Source organism: Microbacterium sp. EB106-03-03-XG65 (assembly GCF_058791955.1).
In genome coordinates, this window is sequence record NZ_JBYTEB010000001.1 from 2120241 (window position 1) to 2142750 (window position 22510).

Annotated in this window: 21 protein-coding genes; 14 read left to right on the plus strand and 7 right to left on the minus strand. The window is 67.9% G+C overall.

What is annotated here, in order from left to right; genetic code table 11:
- Positions 1-127 precede the first annotated feature (127 nt).
- The 6 genes from leuC (at position 128) to AC3WS6_RS09965 (ending at position 6508) form a co-directional block, all read left to right on the plus strand.
- Positions 128-1603 (plus strand): 3-isopropylmalate dehydratase large subunit, encoded by a 1476-nt coding sequence (leuC, locus tag AC3WS6_RS09940; RefSeq protein WP_492500861.1) that lies wholly within the window; start codon positions 128-130, stop codon positions 1601-1603.
- Complete coding sequence (gene leuD / locus AC3WS6_RS09945; protein WP_492500862.1) at positions 1603-2199, plus strand: 3-isopropylmalate dehydratase small subunit; 597 nt, start codon at positions 1603-1605, stop codon at positions 2197-2199. Before leuC ends, leuD begins: the two co-directional genes overlap by 1 nt.
- A 63-nt stretch (positions 2200-2262) precedes the next feature.
- The gene (gene murA / locus AC3WS6_RS09950; protein WP_492500863.1) at positions 2263-3630 is read left to right on the plus strand and encodes a UDP-N-acetylglucosamine 1-carboxyvinyltransferase; all 1368 of its coding nucleotides are present in this window, start codon (positions 2263-2265) and stop codon (positions 3628-3630) included.
- Between the two features lie 5 nt (positions 3631-3635).
- Positions 3636-4391 (plus strand): lysophospholipid acyltransferase family protein, encoded by a 756-nt coding sequence (locus AC3WS6_RS09955; RefSeq protein WP_492500864.1) that lies wholly within the window; start codon positions 3636-3638, stop codon positions 4389-4391.
- Positions 4381-5520, plus strand: a complete 1140-nt coding sequence (locus AC3WS6_RS09960) for an NAD(P)H-dependent glycerol-3-phosphate dehydrogenase (protein WP_492500865.1) — start codon at positions 4381-4383, stop codon at positions 5518-5520. Before AC3WS6_RS09955 ends, AC3WS6_RS09960 begins: the two co-directional genes overlap by 11 nt.
- Positions 5420-6508: a D-alanine--D-alanine ligase family protein gene (locus AC3WS6_RS09965; RefSeq protein ID WP_492500866.1), complete on the plus strand. Its 1089-nt coding sequence runs from the start codon at positions 5420-5422 to the stop codon at positions 6506-6508. Before AC3WS6_RS09960 ends, AC3WS6_RS09965 begins: the two co-directional genes overlap by 101 nt.
- Positions 6509-6538: 30 nt before the next feature.
- Here AC3WS6_RS09965 and AC3WS6_RS09970 read toward each other — a convergent pair whose 3' ends face one another.
- On the minus strand, positions 6539-7018 hold the full coding sequence (locus AC3WS6_RS09970) for a DUF3515 family protein (RefSeq protein WP_492500867.1): 480 nt from the start codon (positions 7016-7018) through the stop codon (positions 6539-6541).
- Positions 7019-7041: 23 nt separating this feature from the next.
- Between AC3WS6_RS09970 and thiL the strand changes: the two genes are divergently transcribed.
- Complete coding sequence (thiL, locus tag AC3WS6_RS09975; RefSeq protein ID WP_492500868.1) at positions 7042-8037, plus strand: thiamine-phosphate kinase; 996 nt, start codon at positions 7042-7044, stop codon at positions 8035-8037.
- Here thiL and rsmD read toward each other — a convergent pair.
- Positions 8007-8600, minus strand: a complete 594-nt coding sequence (gene rsmD / locus AC3WS6_RS09980; RefSeq protein WP_492500869.1) for a 16S rRNA (guanine(966)-N(2))-methyltransferase RsmD — start codon at positions 8598-8600, stop codon at positions 8007-8009. The genes thiL and rsmD overlap by 31 nt on opposite strands.
- 61 nt (positions 8601-8661) lie before the next feature.
- On the opposite strand from rsmD, the gene AC3WS6_RS09985 reads away from it, so the two are divergent.
- The 6 genes from AC3WS6_RS09985 to mutM all read left to right on the plus strand — a co-directional run bounded on the left by AC3WS6_RS09985 (position 8662) and on the right by mutM (position 13787).
- On the plus strand, positions 8662-10851 hold the full coding sequence (locus tag AC3WS6_RS09985) for an ATP-dependent DNA helicase RecG (RefSeq protein WP_492500870.1): 2190 nt from the start codon (positions 8662-8664) through the stop codon (positions 10849-10851).
- A gap of 30 nt (positions 10852-10881) precedes the next feature.
- The gene (gene coaD, locus AC3WS6_RS09990) at positions 10882-11379 is read left to right on the plus strand and encodes a pantetheine-phosphate adenylyltransferase (RefSeq protein ID WP_492500871.1); all 498 of its coding nucleotides are present in this window, start codon (positions 10882-10884) and stop codon (positions 11377-11379) included.
- 135 nt (positions 11380-11514) lie between these two features.
- Positions 11515-12009: a YceD family protein gene (locus AC3WS6_RS09995; RefSeq protein ID WP_492501480.1), complete on the plus strand. Its 495-nt coding sequence runs from the start codon at positions 11515-11517 to the stop codon at positions 12007-12009.
- A gap of 2 nt (positions 12010-12011) precedes the next feature.
- Positions 12012-12221 (plus strand): 50S ribosomal protein L32, encoded by a 210-nt coding sequence (gene rpmF, locus AC3WS6_RS10000; protein WP_314841597.1) that lies wholly within the window; start codon positions 12012-12014, stop codon positions 12219-12221.
- A gap of 17 nt (positions 12222-12238) precedes the next feature.
- Entirely contained in the window at positions 12239-12931 is a 693-nt protein-coding gene (gene rnc / locus AC3WS6_RS10005) for a ribonuclease III (protein WP_492500872.1), read from the plus strand.
- A complete protein-coding gene (gene mutM / locus AC3WS6_RS10010) occupies positions 12924-13787 on the plus strand; it encodes a bifunctional DNA-formamidopyrimidine glycosylase/DNA-(apurinic or apyrimidinic site) lyase (RefSeq protein WP_492500873.1) in 864 nt (287 codons plus the stop codon). The genes rnc and mutM overlap by 8 nt, the downstream gene beginning before the upstream one ends.
- A gap of 7 nt (positions 13788-13794) precedes the next feature.
- Here the strand turns inward: mutM and AC3WS6_RS10015 are convergent, their stop codons facing one another.
- The 5 genes from AC3WS6_RS10015 to AC3WS6_RS10035 all read right to left on the minus strand — a co-directional run bounded on the left by AC3WS6_RS10015 (position 13795) and on the right by AC3WS6_RS10035 (position 18353).
- The gene (locus AC3WS6_RS10015) at positions 13795-15117 is read right to left on the minus strand and encodes an FtsX-like permease family protein (RefSeq protein ID WP_492500874.1); all 1323 of its coding nucleotides are present in this window, start codon (positions 15115-15117) and stop codon (positions 13795-13797) included.
- Positions 15114-15809 carry an ABC transporter ATP-binding protein gene (locus tag AC3WS6_RS10020; protein ID WP_492500875.1) on the minus strand — a complete coding sequence of 232 codons (696 nt, stop codon included), beginning with the start codon at positions 15807-15809 and terminating at the stop codon, positions 15114-15116. The genes AC3WS6_RS10015 and AC3WS6_RS10020 overlap by 4 nt, the downstream gene beginning before the upstream one ends.
- Positions 15810-15896: 87 nt before the next feature.
- Entirely contained in the window at positions 15897-16976 is a 1080-nt protein-coding gene (locus AC3WS6_RS10025) for a GNAT family N-acetyltransferase (RefSeq protein ID WP_492500876.1), read from the minus strand.
- A complete protein-coding gene (locus tag AC3WS6_RS10030) occupies positions 16973-18061 on the minus strand; it encodes a GNAT family N-acetyltransferase (protein ID WP_492500877.1) in 1089 nt (362 codons plus the stop codon). The genes AC3WS6_RS10025 and AC3WS6_RS10030 overlap by 4 nt, the downstream gene beginning before the upstream one ends.
- A 13-nt stretch (positions 18062-18074) precedes the next feature.
- Positions 18075-18353 carry a hypothetical protein gene (locus tag AC3WS6_RS10035; protein WP_492500879.1) on the minus strand — a complete coding sequence of 93 codons (279 nt, stop codon included), beginning with the start codon at positions 18351-18353 and terminating at the stop codon, positions 18075-18077.
- Positions 18354-18892: 539 nt separating this feature from the next.
- Between AC3WS6_RS10035 and smc the strand changes: the two genes are divergently transcribed.
- Positions 18893-22438: a chromosome segregation protein SMC gene (gene smc, locus AC3WS6_RS10040; RefSeq protein ID WP_492500880.1), complete on the plus strand. Its 3546-nt coding sequence runs from the start codon at positions 18893-18895 to the stop codon at positions 22436-22438.
- The last annotated feature ends 72 nt before the right edge of the window (positions 22439-22510 follow it).

Below are 22510 nucleotides of genomic sequence, written 5' to 3' on the forward strand. Positions count from 1 at the left end.
TGGTAATCTGACGTCATGCGGACCGTGCTCCTTCTTAGCGGCCGCGACGAGACCTCGTTCTGAGCCCCTCCTCGTCGCGGAGTCCAACGTGGGCCGGCCCGCCAGCTTCAGGAGAAACGCAATGAACATGCCCGCAGCAGATTCTGCTCCCGCACGCCGCAGGACCCTCGCCGAGAAGGTCTGGGACGACCACCTCGTCGTCAAAGGCGAGAACGGCGAGCCCGACCTCATCTACATCGACCTGCACCTCGTCCACGAGGTGACCAGCCCGCAGGCCTTCGACGGCCTGCGTGCCGAAGGGCGTCCACTGCGCCGACTCGACCTCACGATCGCCACCGAGGACCACAACACCCCGACGTGGGACATCGACAAACCCATCGCCGACCTCACGAGTCGCACCCAGATCGAGACGCTGCGCCGCAACGCCGCCGAGTTCGGCGTGCGCCTGCACTCGCTCGGAGACGCCGAACAGGGCATCGTGCACGTCGTGGGGCCGCAGCTCGGTCTCACGATGCCCGGCATCACGGTGGTCTGCGGTGACTCGCACACGTCCACCCACGGCGCGTTCGGAGCCATGGCGTTCGGCATCGGCACGAGCGAGGTCGAGCACGTGATGGCGACTCAGACGCTGCCACTCAAGCCGTTCAAGACGATGGCGATCAACGTCGAGGGCACGCTGCGTCCCGGCGTCACGGCCAAGGACATCATCCTCGCGGTGATCGCGAAGATCACCACCGGCGGCGGTCAGGGCTACGTCCTGGAGTTCCGCGGCAGCGCCATCCGCGCGCTGTCGATGGAGGGCCGGATGACGATCTGCAACATGTCGATTGAGGCGGGCGCACGCGCGGGTATGGTCGCCCCCGACGACACGACGTTCGAGTATCTCAAGGGCCGACCGCACGCGCCCAAGGGGCAGGACTGGGACGACGCCGTGGCGTACTGGCGCACGCTGCCCACAGATGAGGGCGCGACGTTCGACGCCGAGGTCTTCATCGACGCCGACGAGCTCGAGCCGTTCGTGACCTGGGGCACGAACCCTGGTCAGGGCAGCTCGCTCTCGGCCGCGGTTCCCGACCCGGCAGAGATCGCCGACGCCAACGAGCGCGCGGCTGCCGAGCGGGCACTCGAGTACATGGATCTGACGCCCGGCACGCCCCTCAAGGAGGTGCCGGTCGACGCGGTCTTCATGGGGTCGTGCACCAACAGCCGCATCGAGGACCTGCGCGCCTTCGCCTCGATCGTCAAGGGCAAGAAGAAGGCCGACGGCGTGCGCGTGATGGTCGTGCCCGGGTCCGCGCGGGTGCGCCTCGAAGCCGAAGCGGAAGGCCTCGACCAGGTCATCAAGGACTTCGGCGCCGAGTGGCGGTTCGCCGGATGCTCGATGTGTCTCGGGATGAACCCCGATCAGCTCGCCCCGGGGGAGCGCTGCGCGTCGACCTCCAACCGCAACTTCGAGGGCCGCCAGGGCAAGGGCGGACGTACCCACCTGGTGTCGCCGCTCGTCGCTGCAGCGACCGCGATCCGCGGGACTCTGTCGAGCCCGAGCGACCTGCTGAACGAGGAACCCGTCGCCGCGGGTGCGACCACGGACGGAGCTTTCTGATGGAGAAGTTCACCACCCACACCGGTATCGCCGCGCCGCTGAAGCGCTCGAATGTCGATACCGATCAGATCATCCCGGCGGTGTTCCTGAAGCGAGTCACGAAGACCGGCTTCGAGGATGCCCTCTTCCACGGATGGCGGCAGGACCCCGACTTCGTGCTCAATCAGCCCGCGTTCCAGGGCGCCTCGGTGCTCGTCGCCGGCCCGGATTTCGGCACGGGGTCAAGCCGTGAGCACGCCGTCTGGGCGTTGCGGGATTTCGGCTTCAGTGTGGTCCTCAGCCCGCGCTTCGCGGACATCTTCCGCGGCAATTCAGGCAAGCAGGGCCTGCTCGCCGCGACGATCTCGGAAGAGGATCTCGAGCGCATCTGGGCCGAGATCGACCGGAATCCCGGGGCTCGGATCACCGTGAACCTCGAGGAGCGCGTCGCGTCCATCGGCGATATCCAGGCTGACCTCGGTATCGACGATTACACTAGATGGCGGCTCCTCGAAGGGCTCGATGACATCGGGCTCACCCTGCGCAACGAAGACAAGATCGCGCAGTTCGAGGCCCGTCGCGAGTCGTGGCGGCCCCGCACCCTTCCCGTTCAGTGAACGGCGGGGCGGGTGAGCTGAAGGGCGACCCGCCCCGATTCCCCTGAACGAAGTGAGGCCCGAATGACGACACCCGTGCGCGACGCTCTCCCCGACGGAGCAACCGCTCTCACCGGAGACGTCCTCGCCATTCGCGGAGGGCGCCCGCTTCGCGGACGCGTCGACGTCAAGGGCGCGAAGAACCTCGCGACGAAGGCGATGGTCGCCACCCTCCTGGGCGAGACGGCGAGCACGCTGCGCGATGTCCCCGATCTCAGCGATGTCGCCGTGGTGCGCTCGCTGCTCGAGGTGCACGGTGTGCAGGTCAACCCGGGCGACGAGCCCGGCTCGCTGGTGTTCGACCCGGTAGGCGTCGAGTCCGCCCACTTCGAGGAGATCGACGCCCACGCCGGCGCCTCCCGCATCCCGATCCTGTTCTGCGGTCCGCTCCTGCACCGTCTCGGACAGGCCTTCATCCCTGATCTCGGCGGATGCCGTATCGGTGACCGACCGATCGACTTCCACCTCGACGCCCTGCGCAAGTTCGGCGCCGTCGTCGAGAAGCTGCCGAGCGGCATCCGTCTCTCGACCGGTGGCTCGCGCCTGCACGGAGCGAAGATCCACCTGCCGTACCCGAGCGTCGGTGCCACGGAGCAGGTTCTCCTCACCGCGGTGCGTGCCGAGGGGACGACAGAGCTGCGCAATGCGGCCATCGAGCCGGAGATCATGGACCTGATCGCTGTGCTCCAGAAGATGGGCGCGATCATCTCGTACGAGCCGAACCGGGTGATCCTCATCGAGGGCGTCGAGAAGCTCCGCGGGTACGACCACCGGTCGATCTTCGACCGCAACGAGGCGGCCTCGTGGGCCTCTGCAGCGCTTGCGACCGATGGCGAGATCTTCGTCGGCGGCGCCAAGCAGCAGGAGATGCTCACCTTCCTCAACGTCTTCCGCAAGGCGGGCGGCTGGTTCGACATCCAGGAGGACGGGATCCTCTTCCGGCGCGAGGGCGAGCTCAAGCCGGTCATCGTCGAGACCGACGTGCATCCCGGCTTCATGACCGACTGGCAGCAGCCGCTCGTGGTGGCCCTGACCCAGGCGAACGGGCGCTCCGTCGTGCACGAGACGGTCTACGAGAACCGCATGGGCTTCACGGACGCGCTGGTCAAGATGGGCGCCGACATCGTCGTGCACCCGCGAGGACTGCAGGACGGACCCCGTCGGGTACCGCGCCGCGATCTCGAGCAGGCCGCTGTGATCACAGGACCGACGCCGCTGCACGGCGCCGACATCGTGGTCCCGGACCTCCGCGGTGGCTACAGCCACGTGATCGCCGCGCTGACTGCCGAGGGCGAGTCGAAGGTCTCCGGAGTCGACATCCTCAGCCGCGGATACGAGAAGTTCCTCGCCAAGCTCGACGCACTCGGCGCCGACTTCGACGTCATCCGGTGACCCCGATGGGTTCCCGGTCGACGGAGACCACGCGACCGAGCGCGTTCTGGCCGGTCGCGGCGATCGCCGTGCCGCTGATCTCGCTGGTCGCGAAGCTCCGCATCACCGGCGGTGAGAAGCTTCCCCGCGAGGGGGCCTTCGTGCTCGCGCCGAACCACTACTCCGAGTTCGATCCGCTCGTGGTCGCTCTCGCGGTGTGGCGCATCGGTCGCGCGCCTCGCTTCATGGCCAAGGAGAGCCTGTTCTCGGTGCCCGTCCTCGGGTCGATCCTGCGTGCCACGGGGATGGTCCCGGTGGCACGCTCGTCCTCGGCCTCCGCGGCGAAGCAGACGCTGAAGCAGTCCGCCGAACTCGTCGAGCACGGGCGCGGAGTGATCGTGTACCCCGAGGGCACGCTCACGCGGGATCCCGACATGTGGCCCATGCGCGGCAAGTCCGGAGCCGTGCGGCTCGCTCTCGCCGATGGCATCCCACTGATCCCCATGGCGCACTGGGGGACCCAGAAGATCATGGGGCGGTATCAGAAGGGGCTGAGTCTCTGGCCGCTGCGCAAGCCCGTGGACGTCGTCATCGGCGATCCCGTCGACGTCTCCGACCTGCGAGGACGCGCCGGCGAGGCGGCGGCCCTCAACGAGGCCACCGACCGCCTGATGAACGCCATCACGGCACTGCTGGAGGACCTGCGCGGCGAGAAGGCTCCCGCTGAACGCTGGAACCCCTCGGCGCACGGACAGAAGGAGACGGGTCGTCTTGACTCCTAAGCGCAACGTTCCTTCCGGGCCTCGCGTCGCGGTCATCGGCGCGGGGAGCTGGGGTACGACCTTCGGGAAGATCCTCGCCGACGGCGGAGCCCAGGTCACGATGTGGGCGCGCCGTGCGGAACTCGCCCACGAGATCGACGAGGCCAAGCGCAACTCGCGCTACCTGCCGGGCATCAATCTGCCACGGACGATGGCGGCGACGCACGAGCTGGCGATCGCGCTCCGGGATGTCGATCAGGTCTACCTGTCGGTTCCCAGCCAGTCGCTCAGGGAGAACCTGAAAGCACTTCGTCCGCTGCTCGCCGACAACGACGCGAAGATCGTCAGCCTGATGAAGGGCGTCGAGCGAACGAGCGGGCTGCGCATGAGCCAGGTGATCGAGCAGGAGCTCAGGTGCGATCCCGATCGGATCGCGGTCGCCTCAGGTCCGAACCTGGCTCTCGAGATCGCCCGCGAGCAGCCGACCGCCGCGGTGATCTCATCGCGCAGTCGCGAGACGGCCGAAGAGGTCGCGCGTGCGGCGCGCAACAGCTACTTCCGAACCTTCGTGAACACCGATGTGATCGGCACGGAGTTCGGGGGAGTGCTGAAGAACCTCATCGCGGTGGCGATCGGGATCGTCGACGGAGTCGGGTACGGCGAGAACACGAAAGCGTCGATCATCACTCGCGGGCTCGTCGAGATGACCGACTTCGCGGTGGCGAACGGCGCGCACCCCGAGACGCTCCAGGGGCTCGCGGGACTCGGCGATCTGATCGCCACATGCCAGTCTCCACTGAGCCGCAACAACACGGCCGGGCGTCTGCTCGGCCAGGGATACAGCTTCCAGGACGTCGTGAAGCAGATGCAGCAGACCGCGGAGGGCCTCGCGTCCGTGGCCCCGGTGCTGCAGCTTGCGCGCGAGTCCGACGTCGACATGCCCATCGTCGAGCAGGTGAAGATGGTGCTCGACGGCAAGATGAATCCCCGCGACATCGCACCCCACCTGACGACGGATGACGACACCCCACAGGGTGAGAGGACCAACCATGGACAAGCAGACGGTGGTGGTGCTCTTCGGAGGGCGCTCCAGCGAGCATTCGATCAGTTCCGCAACGGCGGGCGGGGTGCTGGGAGCGATCGACCGTGACCGCTACGATGTGATCCCCGTCGGGATCACGCGCGAGGGGGCGTTCGTCCTCGAAGACGATGACCCCGCGAAGTTCCCGCTGGATGCGGCGCATCTGCCGGAGGTCGTCGACAACGGCACCCGGGTGGTGTGGCCGGAGCCAGGGGGCGACCGGAGACTGCGTGTCGTTCGCTCCGACGGCACGATCGACGGTCTCGCCGAGGTCGACGTGGTGCTGCCCCTGCTGCATGGACTGCACGGGGAAGACGGCGCCATCCAGGGGTTCTTCGAGGTCATCGACATGCCCTACGCAGGATGCGGGATCCTGGACTCCGCGGTCTCCCTCGACAAGCACTTCACCAAGTTGGCACTCACCGCCGCCGGCATCTCGGTCTCTCCCGGCATCACGGTGCGCCGGCACGAGTGGCAGACCGATGCGGCCGGGGTGCGCGAGCGCATCGCGGCACTGGGAGACACGGTCTTCGTGAAGCCCGCGAGCGCCGGTTCCAGTGTCGGCGTGTCGCGCGTCGAGGGCGGCGACGGTCTCGACGCAGCCATGGAGCTCGCGTTCGACGAGGACTCGAAGGTCCTCGTCGAGTCGCAAGTGGTCGGGCGAGAGATCGAGGTCGGTGTGCTCGCAGGGCTTCCCGGCGAGCGCGCACGCGCTTCTCTGCCCGGCGAGGTCGTCCTCACCTCGCGAAGCTTCTACGACTTCGAGGGCAAGTACCTCGGCGGCGACGGCGTCGAGATCGTGTGCCCGGCAGACGTGGAGGAGGCACTGATCGAACGGCTTCGCGAGACGGCGATCAGGGTCTTCGAGGCCGTCGACGGCAAGGGCCTCGCGCGCGTCGACTTCTTCGTGACGCCCGCCGGCGACCTGGTTGTGAACGAGCTGAACACGATGCCGGGCTTCACTCCGATCTCGATGTTCCCGAAATGCTGGGTCGCATCGGGTCTCTCCTATGGCGACCTGATCTCAGAGCTGATCGAGGCGGGGCTGCGCCGCTGACGGCGCGGGCTGCGGCGGGCGGACTGCTTCCTACCCCTCGGCGGGGACGCGGTCCGTGCAGCGCGCGGTCGCGGGAGCGAGACCGGACTGGATGCTGGTCGAGAGACTCTCGACCACGGTGCGGAAGTCGATCGACTCGCCCCGGCGGATGATGACCTCGACCGCGGGATCGCGACCATAGGTCACGAGCCGCTGTCGCTCCTCCTCCTGGTCGAGCACGAGCCAGTCGACGCTGCCGATCGTCGTGCAGACGTCGGTCGACGGCGCGGGGGGCTCGACGCCGCACCGGAGCACGACGGTCGGGTCGCCCCATGCTCCCGTCGCCTGTGCGTCGGTCCAGACGCGGTCCAGCTCGCCCACTGCGTCGGGAAGGAGGACCGAGACCTCGGCGCAGGCGGGATCGTTGGCGTACTCCGCCGGTTCGAGGTGGATCGTGGTCGAGCATCCGGAGAGTGCCGCGGCGAGTGCCACTGCGCCCGCGACGAGGGTGACACGGCGGGAACGGGGCATGCATCCAGGCTACCTTTGACTGCATGCCCTCCCGACCCGACGACGACGACCCCCGCCTGGGAGATCTCTCTGAAGGGGAGATCCTGCGTGCGATCCTCGCCAGGACCGCGCCCGGATCGCACACCCTCCTGGGGCCCGGCGACGACGCCGCCGTGATATCCGCACCGTCGGGCAGCGTGGTGGCGACCACCGACACCCTCGTGCACGGACCGGACTTCCGCCTAGCATGGTCGAGCGGGTACGACCTCGGGTGGAAGTCCGCCGCGGTCAACCTCGCCGACGTCGCCGCGATGGGAGCCCGTCCGACCGCGCTGCTGGTCGCCTTGGCCGTCCCGCGTGACCTGCGCCTCTCGTTCGTCACCCAGCTCGCTGACGGGCTCCGCGAGGCATGTCAGGCACTGGCTCCGGGCTGTGCCGTGGTGGGGGGAGATCTGACGGTGTCGGACGTCCTCACCGTCGCTGTGACCGCCTTGGGCGACCTCGAGGGACGACCGCCGGTCACGCGCGCAGGGGCCAGGGTCGGAGATGTCGTCGCCGTGGCTGGGGAGTTGGGTCATGCCGCCCACGGCCTCGCCGTTCTCTTCGGTCGATTCCGCGAAGACGACGTGCCCGTTCCCGTCGATCCCCGCCGAGTCGGCGCAGGGGAGAGTGCGGCCCTGACCGCGCAACTGCGTCCCTCGCCTCCGATCGGCCTCGGCCCCGTCGCCGCGGTGAGCGGCGCGACGGCGATGATGGACATCTCCGATGGTCTCGCGATCGATGCTCGCCGTATGGCGTCGGCGTCCGAGGTGACCCTCTCGCTCGACGCCGCGACTCTGGGAACGCACCCCGAGCGGGCCCTGGCGGGAGGCGAGGACCATGCGCTCCTCGCGACCTTCCCGGCCGGCATGCTGCCCCCGGGCTTCCGGGTGATCGGCTCGGTGCTCCCGCGGGGCCAGGAGGGACTCCTGGTCGATGGCGATCCGGTCGACGTCACGGGTTGGGATCCCTACCGCGACTGGGACTCCGCCTCGGGCTGAGGAGCGGCGGGCTCCGCCCACCAGAGGGTCGTATCGCCATAGGACTTCTCGCGCACCAGGGCGAGTCCTGCCGCGGTGAGCTCCGGCGGTGTCGACCGACGTGCACGCTCGATGATCACGAGGGCGTCGGGCGACAACAGAGGAGCGAGCGCTGTGAGGTCGTCGGTCATCGCGGTGTCGGAGAGGTCGTACGGGGGGTCGGAGAACACGAGATCGTACGGACCGGCGGCTCGCTGGAGGAACGATCTGACGGAGCTCTCGTGCACTCGTGCGAGCGGCAGGTCTCTCGCCTTGGCGACGATCCCCGCATTGCGACGCGCCACGGCTGCGGCGGGGCGCCCCTGCTCCACGAGGTCGGCCGAGGCGGCGCCGCGACTGAGTGATTCCAGACCCAGCGCTCCGGACCCGGCGTACAGGTCGAGCACCCGCGCGCCCTCGAAGGCGTATGCAGACGCCAGGGAGCCGAAGAGCGACTCCCTGACCCGGTCGCTCGTGGGTCGGGTTCCCGCAGCGGGTACACCCAGGCGGGCTCCGCGTGCCTTGCCGGCGATGATCCTCGTCACCCGTTCACGATACGACAGCCACAGCACCTCGGGTGTCGGCGCCGCCTTCTAGACTCGGAGCATGTCGCTCACGCTCGATTCGTCCCTGGAGGAGGCACTCGGGGCGACCCCGGCGAAGACGCTCGATCGGGCGTTCGGAATGAAGTCGGTCGGCGATCTGCTCTCGCACTACCCCCGGCGCTATGCCGATCCCGGCGAGCTGACACCGATCCGGGAGCTGCCGCTCGGCGAGACCGTCACCATCGTCGCGGAGGTCCTGTCCTCGAGCGCGCGCGCCATGCGCAACAGGCGCGGCGCGATGGCCGATGTGGTCATCGGCGACGGCATCGGCAAGGTGTCGCTGACGTTCTTCGCGAAGAACCTGGGGGCGGCCAGGTGGCGCTCCGAAGAGCTCGCAGTCGGCCGTCGCGGGGTCTTCTCCGGCAAGGTGGGTGAGTTCAACGGTGTCACGCAGTTCGCGCACCCCGAGTACGAGCTGTTCGACGACGAAGATGCGGCCCGTCGTCGAGCCGATGCGCGGGCCGCGGTCCTGATCCCGATCTATCCCGCCACCGCGAGCGTGCAGACCTGGCAGATCGCGAAGTTCGTCGGACGTGTGCTGGACGCGGTCGAAGACGTGCCTGAGCCGCTCGCCGACGATGTGCGTGCGCGTGAAGAGCTCCTCACCGCCCGTGCGGCGCTCGAGCAGATCCATCGTCCGAAGACCCGCAACGACATCGATCCCGCTGTGCGAACGCTCCGCATGCACGAGGCGCTGACGCTGCAGACGGCACTGCTCCAGCAGCGTGCCGCCGTGCGGTCCCTCGCGGCTACGACGCGGCCGTCGAAGCCCGGAGGGCTGCTCGAGCGCTTCGACGCGAGCCTGCCGTACTCTCTGACTCCCGATCAGCAGACCGTGGGAGAGCAGGTCGCGACCGACCTCGTCGGATCCTGGCCGATGAATCGCTTGGTGCAGGGCGAAGTCGGCTCGGGCAAGACGCTGGTGGCGTTGCGAGCGATGCTCCAGGTGGCGGAGTCGGGCGGACAGTCTGCGCTGATCGCCCCGACCGAGGTCCTCGCCGGCCAGCACCTCCGTTCGATCACGAAGATGCTCGGTCCCCAGCTCGCGCCGCTGGTGATGCCGACCCTGTTGACGGGGCAGATGCCTGCGGCCGAACGTCGTAAGGCGGCGCTCCGCGTGGCCTCGGGGCAGGCGCTCATCGTCGTCGGGACGCATGCGCTCCTCGGCGAGAAGACGACGTTCGCCGACCTCGGCCTCGTGGTCGTCGATGAGCAGCACCGATTCGGTGTGGAGCAGCGCGAGGCCCTTCGCGCCAAGGGATCGAGCCCGCATGCTCTGGTGCTGACTGCGACTCCTATTCCGCGGACGGTCGCGATGACCGTCTTCGGCGACCTCGACACCTCTGTGATCCGCACCATGCCGAAGGGGCGCGCAGGGATCGAGTCGTTCGTGGCACCCCTCGCCGAGCATCCGGGCTGGTTCAACCGCGTCTGGGAGCGGGCCGCAGAGGAGATCGCTCAGGGGCGACAGGTCTTCGCGGTGTGCGCCGCGATCGATACGACCAAGAAGACCGCGGAGGCAGGCGCGCTCCCGGCGCCGTCGCCGGAGGGAGCGTCCGCCGAGGGCGCCTCGGGTCCACGGTGGGGAGTGGTGCAGCTCGACGAAGCGCTCTCGACGCATCCGACTCTGGGCGGGCTGCGGCGCGCAGTGCTGCACGGGCGGATGCCGTCGGACGAGAAGGATGCGGTCATGCAGGCGTTCGCGCGCGGCGAGATCGATCTCCTCCTGGCGACGACCGTGATCGAGGTCGGCGTCGATGTGCCGAACGCTTCGACCATGATCGTCCTCGACGCCGACCGATTCGGTGTGTCGCAGTTGCACCAGCTGCGCGGTCGCGTCGGTCGAGGAGGTGTGCCGGGCCTGTGCCTCCTCGTGACGGAGGCGGAAGAGGGGTCCGTCGCACGGGAACGCGTCGATGCGGTCGCCGCGACTCTCGACGGATTCGCGCTGGCCGAAGTCGATCTGGAGCTGCGCGGAGAAGGAGACGTGCTCGGGGCTGCGCAGGCGGGAGTGCGTTCGTCGCTCAAGCTGCTCCGCGTCGTCAAGGACTCGCACCTGATCGTCAGAGCTCGCGAGCTCGCAGAGGTCATCCTGGGCGAAGACCCAGAGCTCGAGAGCAACGACGGACTGAGATCTGCCATCGCACGACGTGTCACCGATGACGACCGCGCAGCGCTGGCCAAGAACTGAGCTGCTCAGCGTGTGCTTTAGGCTGTTCGCATGAGCAGTCGGATCGCCGTCGTCCCGGGTTCGTTCGATCCGCCGACCCTGGGTCACCTCGACGTGATCCGTCGCGCGGCGAATCTGTACGACGAGCTTCATGTGCTGGTCGTGCACAATCCCGGCAAGGAGGCGATGCTTCCGATCGCGCAGCGCATGACGCTGCTCGAGCAGTCGATCGCCGAAGAGGGTCTGGACGGCAACGTCGTGATCGGGTCGTGGAGCATGGGCCTCCTCGTCGATTACGCACGCGATGTCGGAGCGGGTGTACTGGTCAAGGGGATCCGATCGCAGATCGACGTCGCGTACGAATCGCCGATGGCCATCGTGAACCGCCATCTCGCCGATATCGAGACGGTCTTCCTGCTTCCCGATCCCGCGCATGCGCTCGTGTCGAGCTCTCTCGTGCGCCAGGTGGCAGGCCTGGGTGGCGATATCTCGCCGTTCGTACCGCGTGCCGTGGCCGCCTTCCTCGACACCGGGTCTCGCGGCATCTGAGCGCACTCGCGCCTGTCGCGCTCAGCTCGGAACCAGCCCCGGAGGCCGGAGAGCCGATACCATTGCGGGGTGCGTTCCCGACTCAATGGCCCCTTCGTCCTCCCCGTCCGCGACATCGTCCGCAAGCCGGGCGAGATGCGTGAGCATGAGTTCACGGTGACACTGCCCGAGGCCTGGGGAGAGGGGATCGTCTCCTACGAGGCCGGGTCCGAACTCGATCTCGATGTGCGTCTGGAGTCCGTGCACGAGGGCATTCTCGTGTCGGGAAACGTCGATGCGGAGTACTCCGGCGTGTGCGGCCGGTGCCTCATCGACATCACTCGGCCCGTCGAAGTCGAGTTCCAGGAGCTTTTCGCGTATCCTGGTGAGGAAGAAACTGACTTCGAGGTTCAAGACGACCACGTGGATCTTGAAACTCTAGTCAGGGATGCGGCCGTGTTGTCGCTTCCATTTCAGCCGGTGTGTCAGCCGGATTGCCCCGGGCTCGACCCGGAGACGGGCGAGAGGTTGACAGAGAAGGCCGGCACGGAGCGGGCAGCTCCCATCGATCCTCGGTGGAGTGCGCTCCAGAAGATCACAGACCAAGACGGCACGGAAGAACCTCGTGCCGCCGAGAAAGAAGAGAGCTAGTCATGGCTGGTAACCCCCCGAAGCGCAAGGTATCCCGTTCCAACACCCGCTCGCGTCGCGCGCAGTGGAAGGCGGCGCCCATCGCTCTCGTCAAGACCATCGAGAACGGCAAGGCCGTCTACAGCCGTCCCCACCAGGCGAAGGTCGTCACCGACTCGCAGGGCACCGAGCTGTTCCTCGAGTACAAGGGCCGCAAGGTCGCCGACGTCTGAGTCGCGACATCACGGTTGTGACCGAGGCCGACGGAGCGTCGAGACCTCTCGCCGAGAAGCTCCGCGTCGACATCGACGCGGAGCTTCTCGAGTTGGCGCTCACACATCGTTCGTACGCGTACGAGCACGGCGCGATCCCGCATAACGAGCGACTCGAGTTCCTCGGTGATTCCGTTCTCGGGCAAGCAGTGACGGTGATGCTGTTCACGACCCATCCTGAGCTCGACGAGGGATCGCTGGCCAAGCGGCGCGCGAGCGTCGTCTCCACGGTGGCACTCGCCGAGGTCGCACGCGGCATCGACCTCGGGCGCCACCTTCGTCTCGGACGAGGCGAAGAGCAGACGGGCGGTCGCGACAAGGACTCGATCCTCGCCGACACGATGGAAGCGGTGATCGGCGCCACCTATCTCTCGGCGGGCCCAGAGGCTGCGACCGAGCTCGTGCTCCGTCTGACGGCGCCGCTGCTTGCAGATCCCGAGCGCTACGGAGCCGCGATGGATCCGAAGACGAGTCTGCAGGAGCTGGCCGCGAAGATGGGGTCCACGCCGCCGCAGTACTCGATCGAGGCGAGCGGACCCGATCACGATCGCCGTTTCACGGCGACAGTGGTCGTCGGCGAGCTGGCGATGACGGGCAAGGGCAGCAGCAAGAAGACTGCGGAGATGGCTGCCGCGCTCAGCGCGTGGCGCTATCTCGACGAACGTGCCTGAGCTCCCAGAGGTCGAGGTCGTGCGGGCCGGACTCGCACCGGCAACGACCGGGTCGGTCATCACAGCGGTCAGCGTGTTCGATGAACGGGCCCTCACTCGACACGCCGCTGGAGCAGGGGACTTCATCAGCCGCCTCGAAGGCCGCACCTTCATCGAGGCGATGCGTCGTGGCAAGTTCCTCTGGCTGCCGCTCGACGACGGGAGCTCCGCTCTCATCGCACACCTCGGCATGAGCGGTCAGATGCTGCTCCGTCGCCCGGATGCCGACGCCGAGCGCCACGAGCGGATCCGCGTGAACATCGAGCATCCGGTGCACGGGGAGCTCGCCGTGGTGTTCGCCGATCAGCGGACCTTCGGTTCGCTCGCGGTGGATCACCTCGTGGCCGACGGGCCGTCGCGGATCCCCACACAGGTCGCGCACATCGCCCGCGACCCGCTGGACCCGTTCTTCGACGACGCCGTGTTCCGGCACTCGCTGCACCGGCGCGGCAGTGCGATCAAGCGAGTGCTGCTCGACCAGCAGATCATCAGCGGCGTGGGCAACATCTACGCCGACGAGTCGCTGTGGGCAGCCCGGATCCATCCCGAGACGCCGGCGAATGCGCTCTCGACCCGGGCCGTCGTGTACCTGCTCGCCGAGATCCGCTCGGTGCTCGCAAAGGCCCTCGCCGAAGGCGGCACGAGCTTCGACGCACAGTACGTGAACGTGAATGGGCAGGCCGGGTACTTCGCGCATTCACTCAACGCGTACGGGCGCGGCGGGCAGCCCTGTCCGCGCTGCGGGACTCTGATCCGCCGCGAAGCGTTCATGAATCGCTCGAGCCACTTCTGCCCGCGCTGTCAGCGGCGTCGCTGACGGGGCGTCACGCGTCGCGGAAGGCACGGGCGAGCAGCGGTCTGGTCGTCTGAGCGCTCGCCCAGACGATGCCGATACCGATCATGAGTACGACGCCGATCGTGAGCGGCGATGCGGGTGCCACGATCGACGCGAGTCCGAGGAGCGGGAAGACCAGGATTCCCGCGCAGGCCGCCGACCCGAGCGATACCGTCAGCAGCGGCGACATGATCGCCCGTCGGCGCGCCATGTCCACCGTCGCGAGGGGCATTCCGAGTCGGTGAAGACTGATATGCAGTTCGCGCTCGTCGAGCACAGCAGCCGCCTGATTGATTCCGACGGATGCCGCGACCATCAGGAACGACGCGACGAGCGTGATGACGAGACCTGTGCGGATGTCGGTGGCCAAAGCCGCTTCTGCGGGGTTCGGGTCGCCCTCCGACATCACGGAGAGGATCGATACTCCGGTCCCCGCGAATACTGCGACGAAGCTCGTCATCGCGACGCCGCTCACCTGGCGCCACGCGGCCTTCGGCGAGTCGAGAACGATTCGTGCGGCGAGAAGCCCGGCAGGCTTCTGCGCGCGGCGCAGCTGATGGGAGGCCCCGATCTTCACGACCCAGGGGCCGATGAGGTTGAGCACGGCGAGAGCGAGCCCGAACGATGAGGCGAGCACGACGATCGTGAGGGTGAGCCCCGCGACCGCGGGGAAGACGGCGATGACCGCGAATATGCCTCCGAGGGCGGCGACCCCCACGAGCGCGCGGACCCAGCGCACAGGCGACGCCGCAGCTCGCAGACGCACGCCGAGCGGAGAGACGATCACCCTGCGCAGGCCGAGTGCCGCGCTGAGTGCCGAGATGAGAACGATGACCAGCATGACGCCGGCAACGCTCAGCGGCGAGAGCAGGACGGCGTCGAGACCGAGCGCAGCGCCGCGGAACGGAATCATTCCGATCAGCGGCGAGATCACCAGATAGCCGAGCACTCCGAAGACGGCACCGGAAGACGCGACCAGCACGGACTCGGCGACCGTCACGACGCTGACGCCGGCGGGGGTCACTCCCAACAGGCGCAGAGTGGAGAGGAGCTCATCGCGTCGACGAGCGGAGAGACGTGCCGCGGCACCGCCCAGATTCGCCAGCGGCACGACCAGAAGCACGAGCGCGATGGCGGCCAGTGCGTGATAGATGGGAGCCTCAGCATCAGACCAGGACCAGAGGGCCTGGGCTCCGCCGACCACAGTCAGCACGAGAGCGGTGACGACAGCGAAGGCCGAGACGGGTAGCGCCAGCACTGAACTCCGGTTCTTGGCCGGACGAAGAAGAAGTGCGAGAGTCTGCGTGTTCACGCGGACACCTCATTCGCGTGGATCCGACCGTCACGGACGGCCACGACGCGCGAGCATCGTGCGGCCACATCGGAGTCATGCGTGACGACGAGCAGTGTGCGTCCCTGACCGGTCGTGGACCAGAGGAGGGCGTCCATCACCTCGTACGAGGTCCGTGAGTCGAGAGCTCCCGTGGGCTCGTCCGCGAACACGAGCTCCGCTCCGGTGACCTGCGCCCGCGCGATCGCGACACGCTGAGCCTGGCCCCCGGACAACTCGCCGATCCGACGCTCTTCCAACCCACCGAGCCCGAGCGCTCCCATCCAGGAAGCCGCGTGCGCGACAGCGTCCGCTCGCGTCATCCCGTCGATCATCGCGGCCAGGGCGATGTTCTCGACGGCGGTGAGCTCGGGGATCAGAAGCCCCTGCTGGAAGACGAACCCGAATCGTTCCCGACGAAGCCGTGATCGAGGCCCTTCGGCAAGACCAGTGACGTCGACAGGAGCACCCGTCGAAGGCTGAAAGCTGACGCTGCCGGAGTCCGGCGGGACGATGCCCGCGAGCACGTGCAGCAGTGTCGTCTTCCCCGAGCCCGAGGCGCCCATGATCGCCACGGACTCTCCGCGGTCGACCGTCAGATCGACCGCGGAGAGGGCGCGGGTGGTTCCGTAGGACTTGGTGAGGGACCGGGCTTCGATCACGGGTGTCTTCATGAACCCAGCCTCGCCGCACCGACCGGATCCGCGCATCGCTCGCACGTATGATCCGACGTGGCCGCAGTACACCGCGCGGATGATCCGTCAGAGACGCTTCTGCCACGCTCCCGCGTACGACACAGGCGCGAAACCCACCGCTTCGTTGATGTCGAGCATCGGTCGGTTCTCCTCCGCGTTGAAGGTCGATACTGCAGGCGACAACGGCATGGATTCTCTCCAATACAGCAGATTCGTGCACTTGACGATGATGCCGAGGCGATGCCCGCGGTGCTCGCGCGCGACGAGTGTGCCCAGCTGGTGAGTGACGCTCGAACGGTCCGCACCGATGAGGAGCTCGTTGTACGCGACGATGGTGTCGCTCGGAATGTGCTCCACCACCACGATCGAGAGCGCTTGACCTGCACTCGTGAGTCGTCGTTCACGTCGGACGACCCGGTCTGCGTCCCAGACCTCGGCGACGAAGTCCATGTCGCCGCTCGGCGCGTCGGTCGACAGCCGGGCCAGGATCGCGGCATAGCCGTCGCGACGGTTCGCCGGTATCGGAGCCATCCACTGCACCACTCGATAATCGGGTCCGGCTGCCGCCCTCGCATCATCCAGTGCCGCGTGCAATGGCGCCGGATCTGCGCGCAGGTCGAATTCGCTGTTGCGCTCCACCTGCTCGAACTCGTAGCCGCGAGCCACGACGGCCTCAGACAGGGCCGTCGCCGGCACACGCCCCCAACCCGTCCTCGGAGTGATCATGTGGTCGGTCTCGATGGGGCGATGCAGCGTCCAGGTCTGCACGAGCGAGCGACCGTAGGCGCGCGCCTCGGACTCGGCGAGGGTGAGCAGGGCATCCTCGACGCCGCGACCCCAGTGCCGCGCAGGCACCATCAGATCGATCTCCGCCGCCTGCGCGTCTTCCTCCTGGGGGTAGGCGATGGTGATCATGCCCACGATCTCATCGCCGTCCCTCGCTACGAACCCGACGCTCAGGGTGTCGGTCGGGTCCTGCCAGGATGCGAGCAGCTGCGTCGTGTCGGGGGCGAGGTCGGGGAGGCCGACCGCTTCATCGCAGATGAGCCGGTTCAGGTCTCCGTAAGCCCGGAAGTCCGACGCATCGTCGTCGTCGAGCGAGGCCGGGACGGATAGTGGGGTGATCGTCGGAGCGATCGTCGTCATGTCAGTACCTTCTTCCAGGCGCCCTCGTAGGCGATGGCGGTGAAGCCCATGGCTTCGTTGATCGAGAGCATCGGCCGGTTCTCTTCGGCGTTGTATGTGATCACCTCGGCCGAGGCGGGGAACGCCTCAGCCCACGACAGGAGCGCTTCGCATTTCACGAGCTGTCCCAAGCGGTGCCCACGATGCTCTTTCAGCACGAGGGTGTCGTGCTGGTGCGTGGTCAGGGCCGGATCGGGCCCGATGCCGAGCTCGGTGAAAGCGGTGAGTTCGGAGGTTCCGATGTGCTGCGCCACCGTGACCTGCACCGTCTGACCCATCTCCTGGATGCGCTTCTCCGAGGCGATCAGGCGCTCGGCGTCCCAGAGCTCCTCGTCGGTCTCCAGATCCGCCGATGGCGCATCGGTCGACATCCGCGACTTGAGCCACGCGTAGCCCTCGAGATGCTCCGAGGGGGTCGGCAGCATCCAACTGAGAACGCGATACTCGTCAGAGGGCCCGAGCGCGTCGGCGCGCAGGGCGGTGACGCGTTCGAGCACTGAGGGGGAGACCTCGAGGCGGCTTACACGGTAGACCTGCTCGAGGCTGAATCCGTGGCGGACGAGGAACCGCGCGACATGGTCGTCGGGCACGCTGCCGAACCCGGTCCTCGCCTCCAGCCGCGGGCCGTCGCTCGCCTGCTGCTCCGCCCAGTTCTGTATGACCGAGCGGCCGTGCAGCCTGGCGAAGGACTCGACGTGTGGCAGGACCGCGGTTCCGATTCCCCGGCTCCACACACGCGGGTGGAGCTCGATCGAGGCAATGGCCACCCGTGAACCCTCCTCGTGGGGGATGTCGATGACGGCGCGACCGACGATCTCGTCCGAGACTCGCACCGCCCACACTGCGGTCGTGCGCTCCTTGCGCGAGCGCAGGATTGGGAGCAGGGCCGCAGGGGTCAGATCCTGTTCGGTGCGCCCGGTGAGTTCCCGATAGACCTCGTTGCGCACCCGGGCGAGCTCGCGGAACTCGGCGGCGTCCGCTGCATCCGCCCGTGCCGGCAGCACGAGCGGATGCAGCGACGCATCGGCGGTGAGCGGAATGCTCATTGTGATCTCCAGATCAGCGCAGCTGACGCTGCAGGTCGTAGGTGAGAAGCGCTCGCTCCTCGAGCGGCGAGCGATTCCGACCGTAGAGATGCAGGGCATCTGCCTCGAGAGTGGCGGCCCGGTACGTACGACGCGGACGCTGTGCCCTCTGAAGCAGCCAGAGGCCGATCCTGAGGGAGATGCGATCTGTCAGTGCGAGGCGACGGAGCTCCTCGGGGGCGGGGATGTGGAGGACCTGCTGGTCCTCGGTATCCGGAGGGTGGGTGGTGCTGTGATGCAGCGTGGTGTTCACGATGATTCCTTCGAGATGACTGATGAGTGATGCGAGAGCGCTGCCGTGCGGCGCCGCGGGGGCGGCCGACGGAGCGCGACGAGAGTCGAGAGCCCGGGCGCCGGGAGGCGAAGGCCGGGGTCGGCAGAGATCCGTGATCCGGAGTGGATCAGGCGGGGGCGCGCGGAGAAGAGCGAACGAGGGGCCCCGTCACAGGTCGTGGACCGGTGCGAGATGCGGGGCAGAGTTCTCGGGCTGCGTGTCTACGAGAGAGCGCTTCGACGGACGCCGGCGGTTACCGAGTGCGCAAGGCGCGGCGCGAATGGCGCGGCGAGGCCAGTGGCCTGAGCAGTGAGCTGAGTGATCATCGGTAACCTCCTTTCGTGTGGCGATCCGGAGGTTACGGTAGCGAATCCCGGGCGTGTCCGTCAAGCACCCCCTGCGCGGATCGGCGTGTCGCACCGGACTCGCGTTCGCTCCGAACCCGCGCGGGATGCCGATTCTGAGCGGTCATTCCGGTAGCGTATGGGCGTGATTCACCCCCGAAATGCGGCACGCGCATGCATCTGAAGAGCCTGACCCTCAAGGGGTTCAAGTCCTTCGCGCAGCCGACCAGCTTCGTCTTCGAGCCGGGTGTCACATGCATCGTCGGTCCGAACGGATCGGGCAAATCCAATGTCGTCGACGCGCTTGCCTGGGTCATGGGCGAGCAGGGCGCCAAGACACTCCGCGGCGGCAAGATGGAGGACGTCATCTTCGCGGGCACCTCGACCCGTGGGCCCCTGGGTCGCGCAGAGGTGCAGCTGACGATCGACAACAGCGATGGCGCGTTGCCCATCGACTACGCCGAGGTCACGATCAGCAGGACTCTCTTCCGCAGCGGTTCCAGCGAGTACGCGATCAACGGCGAGAACTGTCGCCTGCTCGACGTGCAGGAGCTGTTGAGCGATTCCGGTCTCGGACGTGAGATGCACGTGATCGTGGGGCAGGGGCGTCTCGACACCGTGCTGCAGGCATCCCCCGAGGATCGTCGAGGTTTCATCGAAGAGGCCGCGGGGATCCTGAAGCATCGCCGCCGCAAGGAGAAGACCATTCGCAAGCTCGACGCGATGGAGACGAACCTCACGCGCCTGAGCGATCTCGCCGGCGAGATCCGGCGGCAGTTGAAGCCCTTGGGCAGACAGGCGGAGATCGCGCGCGAGGCTCAGACCATCGCTGCAGTCGTCCGTGACGCCAAGGCGCGCATCTTCGCCGATGACGTCGTGGCCCTGCGAACGGCTCTGGCCGACCACACTCGCACCGAGCACGAGCGGCACACGGAGCGACTGGTGCTGAGCGATCACGCCGAGGCGGTCCGCGCCGACATCACCCGGCTGGAGCAGGACCAGAACTCTGCCGCGGTGGATCAGGCGCGCGGCATCGCCTTCGGCCTCGAGCAGGTGCAGGAGCGCATGCGGGGGCTTTACACCCTGGCGAACCAGCGACTCGCTCTGCTCGGCTCCGAAGCGGACGATGCCGCCGTGACGGCGGTGACCGTGACTCAGGGCGCGATCGACGAGGCGAAGGATGAGATCACCGAGATCTCCGCAGGGCTCGGCGACGCGCAGGATGCCGCGAGCGTGGCGAGCCGCGAAGTCGTCCACGCACGGGCTGAACTCGACACGCTCGACGTCGATATCGCGGAGCAGAGTGCGCTGGTATCGGAATACGACATGCGGCTCAGCTCGCTTCGTGGCGCCGCGGATGCCGCAGCATCGGCTCTCGCCGCGGTGCGCGGCGCGGTCTTGCGACAGGAGAATGCGCTCGAGGCGGCGAACATCCGTCGCCGCGAGGCGGCCGAGGCTCTCGAGGCCATGGACGACGCCGAAGCGCCCGAGGGAACGGCAGCCGAGCACTCCGCCGCATACGAGAGTGCCCAGCGGGCGGCGACGGCGGCTGAGTCCGAGCGCGAGACGCTCCGGGAGCGCTTGCACGCCGCCGAACGAGAGGTCGACTCGCTCATCGCGAAGTCGGCTGCGCTCGGCAGCGCCCTCGCGGTGTCCGGCGGCGCGGCCGAGATCGTCGCGGCAGGTGGCGAAGGCATCCGTGGCCTCGTCGGCGATTCAGTGCAGGTGCGGGCGGGCTTCGAGGCGGCGATCGCGGCGGTGCTCGGGCCCCTGGCCGAGGGAGTGCTCGTCGAGCGTTCCTCGGTCGCTTTCGATCTTGCCGCGGAGGCTGCCGCGGAGCGTCGTGGAGTGGTCGATTTCGTCGTCGCCGACGCTGGGCGCGGGGCGGCAGAGGTACCGCGATTCGACAGCGTGACCGCGGCCGTCGATACCGTCACCGCGCCCGAGGGGGTGCTCGCGATCCTGTCGCATGTCCTCATCGCGGACAGCCTCGATGCGGCCCGCGCGGCGCGGGCCGCTCTCGATGCAGCGGGCGATGCCACCACGACCATCGTGACCACGACCGGCGATGTGATCACGGCTCAGACGCTGCGCACCGGGTCGGGCGGAGAACGCTCGCGTCTCGAGCTCGCCGCCGAGCGGGACGCGGCGGATGAGCGCCTCGCCGAGGTGCAGGTGATCGTGGATTCCTTGCGAGAAGCGCGGGACGAGGCGAACGAGACCGTCGAGTCGTCGCGTCGCCATGCGAAGGACGCACTGCGCGCACTGCGAGAGCATGACGCTGCGCTGGCCAGCCGTGCAGAGCGCGTCAACCGCATCACCGTGACCCACGAGTCGGCTGTCGCCGAGTGCGAGAGGCTGGAGTCCGGTCTCGCACAGGCCCAGGCAGCGGTGGTCGACGCCGAGGAGAAGGCGGCCAGGGCCAAGGACGATCTCGAGAGCGCGGTGTCATCGCCGCGTCCGGTCCTGGATGCCTCGGCGCGAGACGGTCTGCTGCAAGCGCTCGAGACGGCTCGAGAGAACGAGATCCGAGCACGTCTCGAGATCGAGACGCTGCGTGAGCGCGTGCGCGCGGCGCAGGCGCGTGTCGTGGCACTCGAACGGCAGCGGGAGCAGGAACGTGATGCCGCTGCCGAGGCGGCCCGTCGTGCCGTGATCCGACGAGCACAGCGCGAAGCCGCCGGAGCCGTCGCCGAGGAACTGCCGCGCATTCTCGACTCGATCGATCGCTCGGTCACCGAGGCGCGGGTGGCGTTGGCCGAAGCGGAGGCCGCGCGGTCGGCTCAGAATCAGGAGCTCATCGCGCTGCGCGCGCAGGAGACCTCATTGCGCGAGAGGCTGGCGGGCCTCACCGAGAGCGTTCATGGGCTCGAGCTCCAGATCCATGAGAAGAAGCTCCACCTGCACAGCCTGCTGGAGCGAGTGGCGTCGGAGCTGGCGCTCGACGAAGATATTCTCGTTGCGGAATATGGCCCTGACCAGCTCGTGCCGCGCGATCCGAGTGGGGGAGCCGCCGACGACGAGCATTCCGACGACACCGCCATCCCGTTCGACAGACGCATTCAGCAACGGCGTCTCGCCGACGCCGAGCGCAAGCTCGCGCAACTGGGCAGAGTGAACCCCCTGGCGCTCGAGGAGTTCGCCGCACTCGAGCAGCGGCATGCATTCCTCACCGAACAGCTCGCAGACCTGACGCAGACGCGGCAGGACCTTCTGACGATCATCGCGGACCTCGATGAGAGGATGCAGACGATCTTCGCGAGTGCCTTCGAAGACACGAGAGTCGCCTTCGGCGAAGTGTTCCCGCTGCTCTTCCCCGGCGGATCGGGGAGCATCTCCCTCACCGATCCCGAGAACATGCTCACCACCGGCATCGAGGTCTCGGTGCGTCCGGTCGGAAAGAAGATCGAGCGGTTGTCTCTCCTGTCGGGGGGAGAGCGCTCGCTCGCCGCGGTCGCGCTGCTCGTGGCCATCTTCAAGGCCCGTCCCAGTCCGTTCTACATCCTCGACGAGGTCGAGGCGGCACTCGACGACGCGAATCTCGGGCGCCTGCTGACCGTGTTCGAGCAGCTCCGAGAGAGTTCTCAGCTGCTGGTCATCACTCATCAGAAGCGCACGATGGAGATCGCGGACGCCCTCTACGGCGTATCGATGCGCCAGGACGGCGTCTCGGCCGTGGTCGGGCAGCGAGTGGGCGACAGGGCCACGGCCGCGAGTTGACGGCGGGCGCGGAGCCGGCGTGAACGACGAGTGGCGCGACGCGCTCGATGGACGGTCTTCCCGAACGGGGCA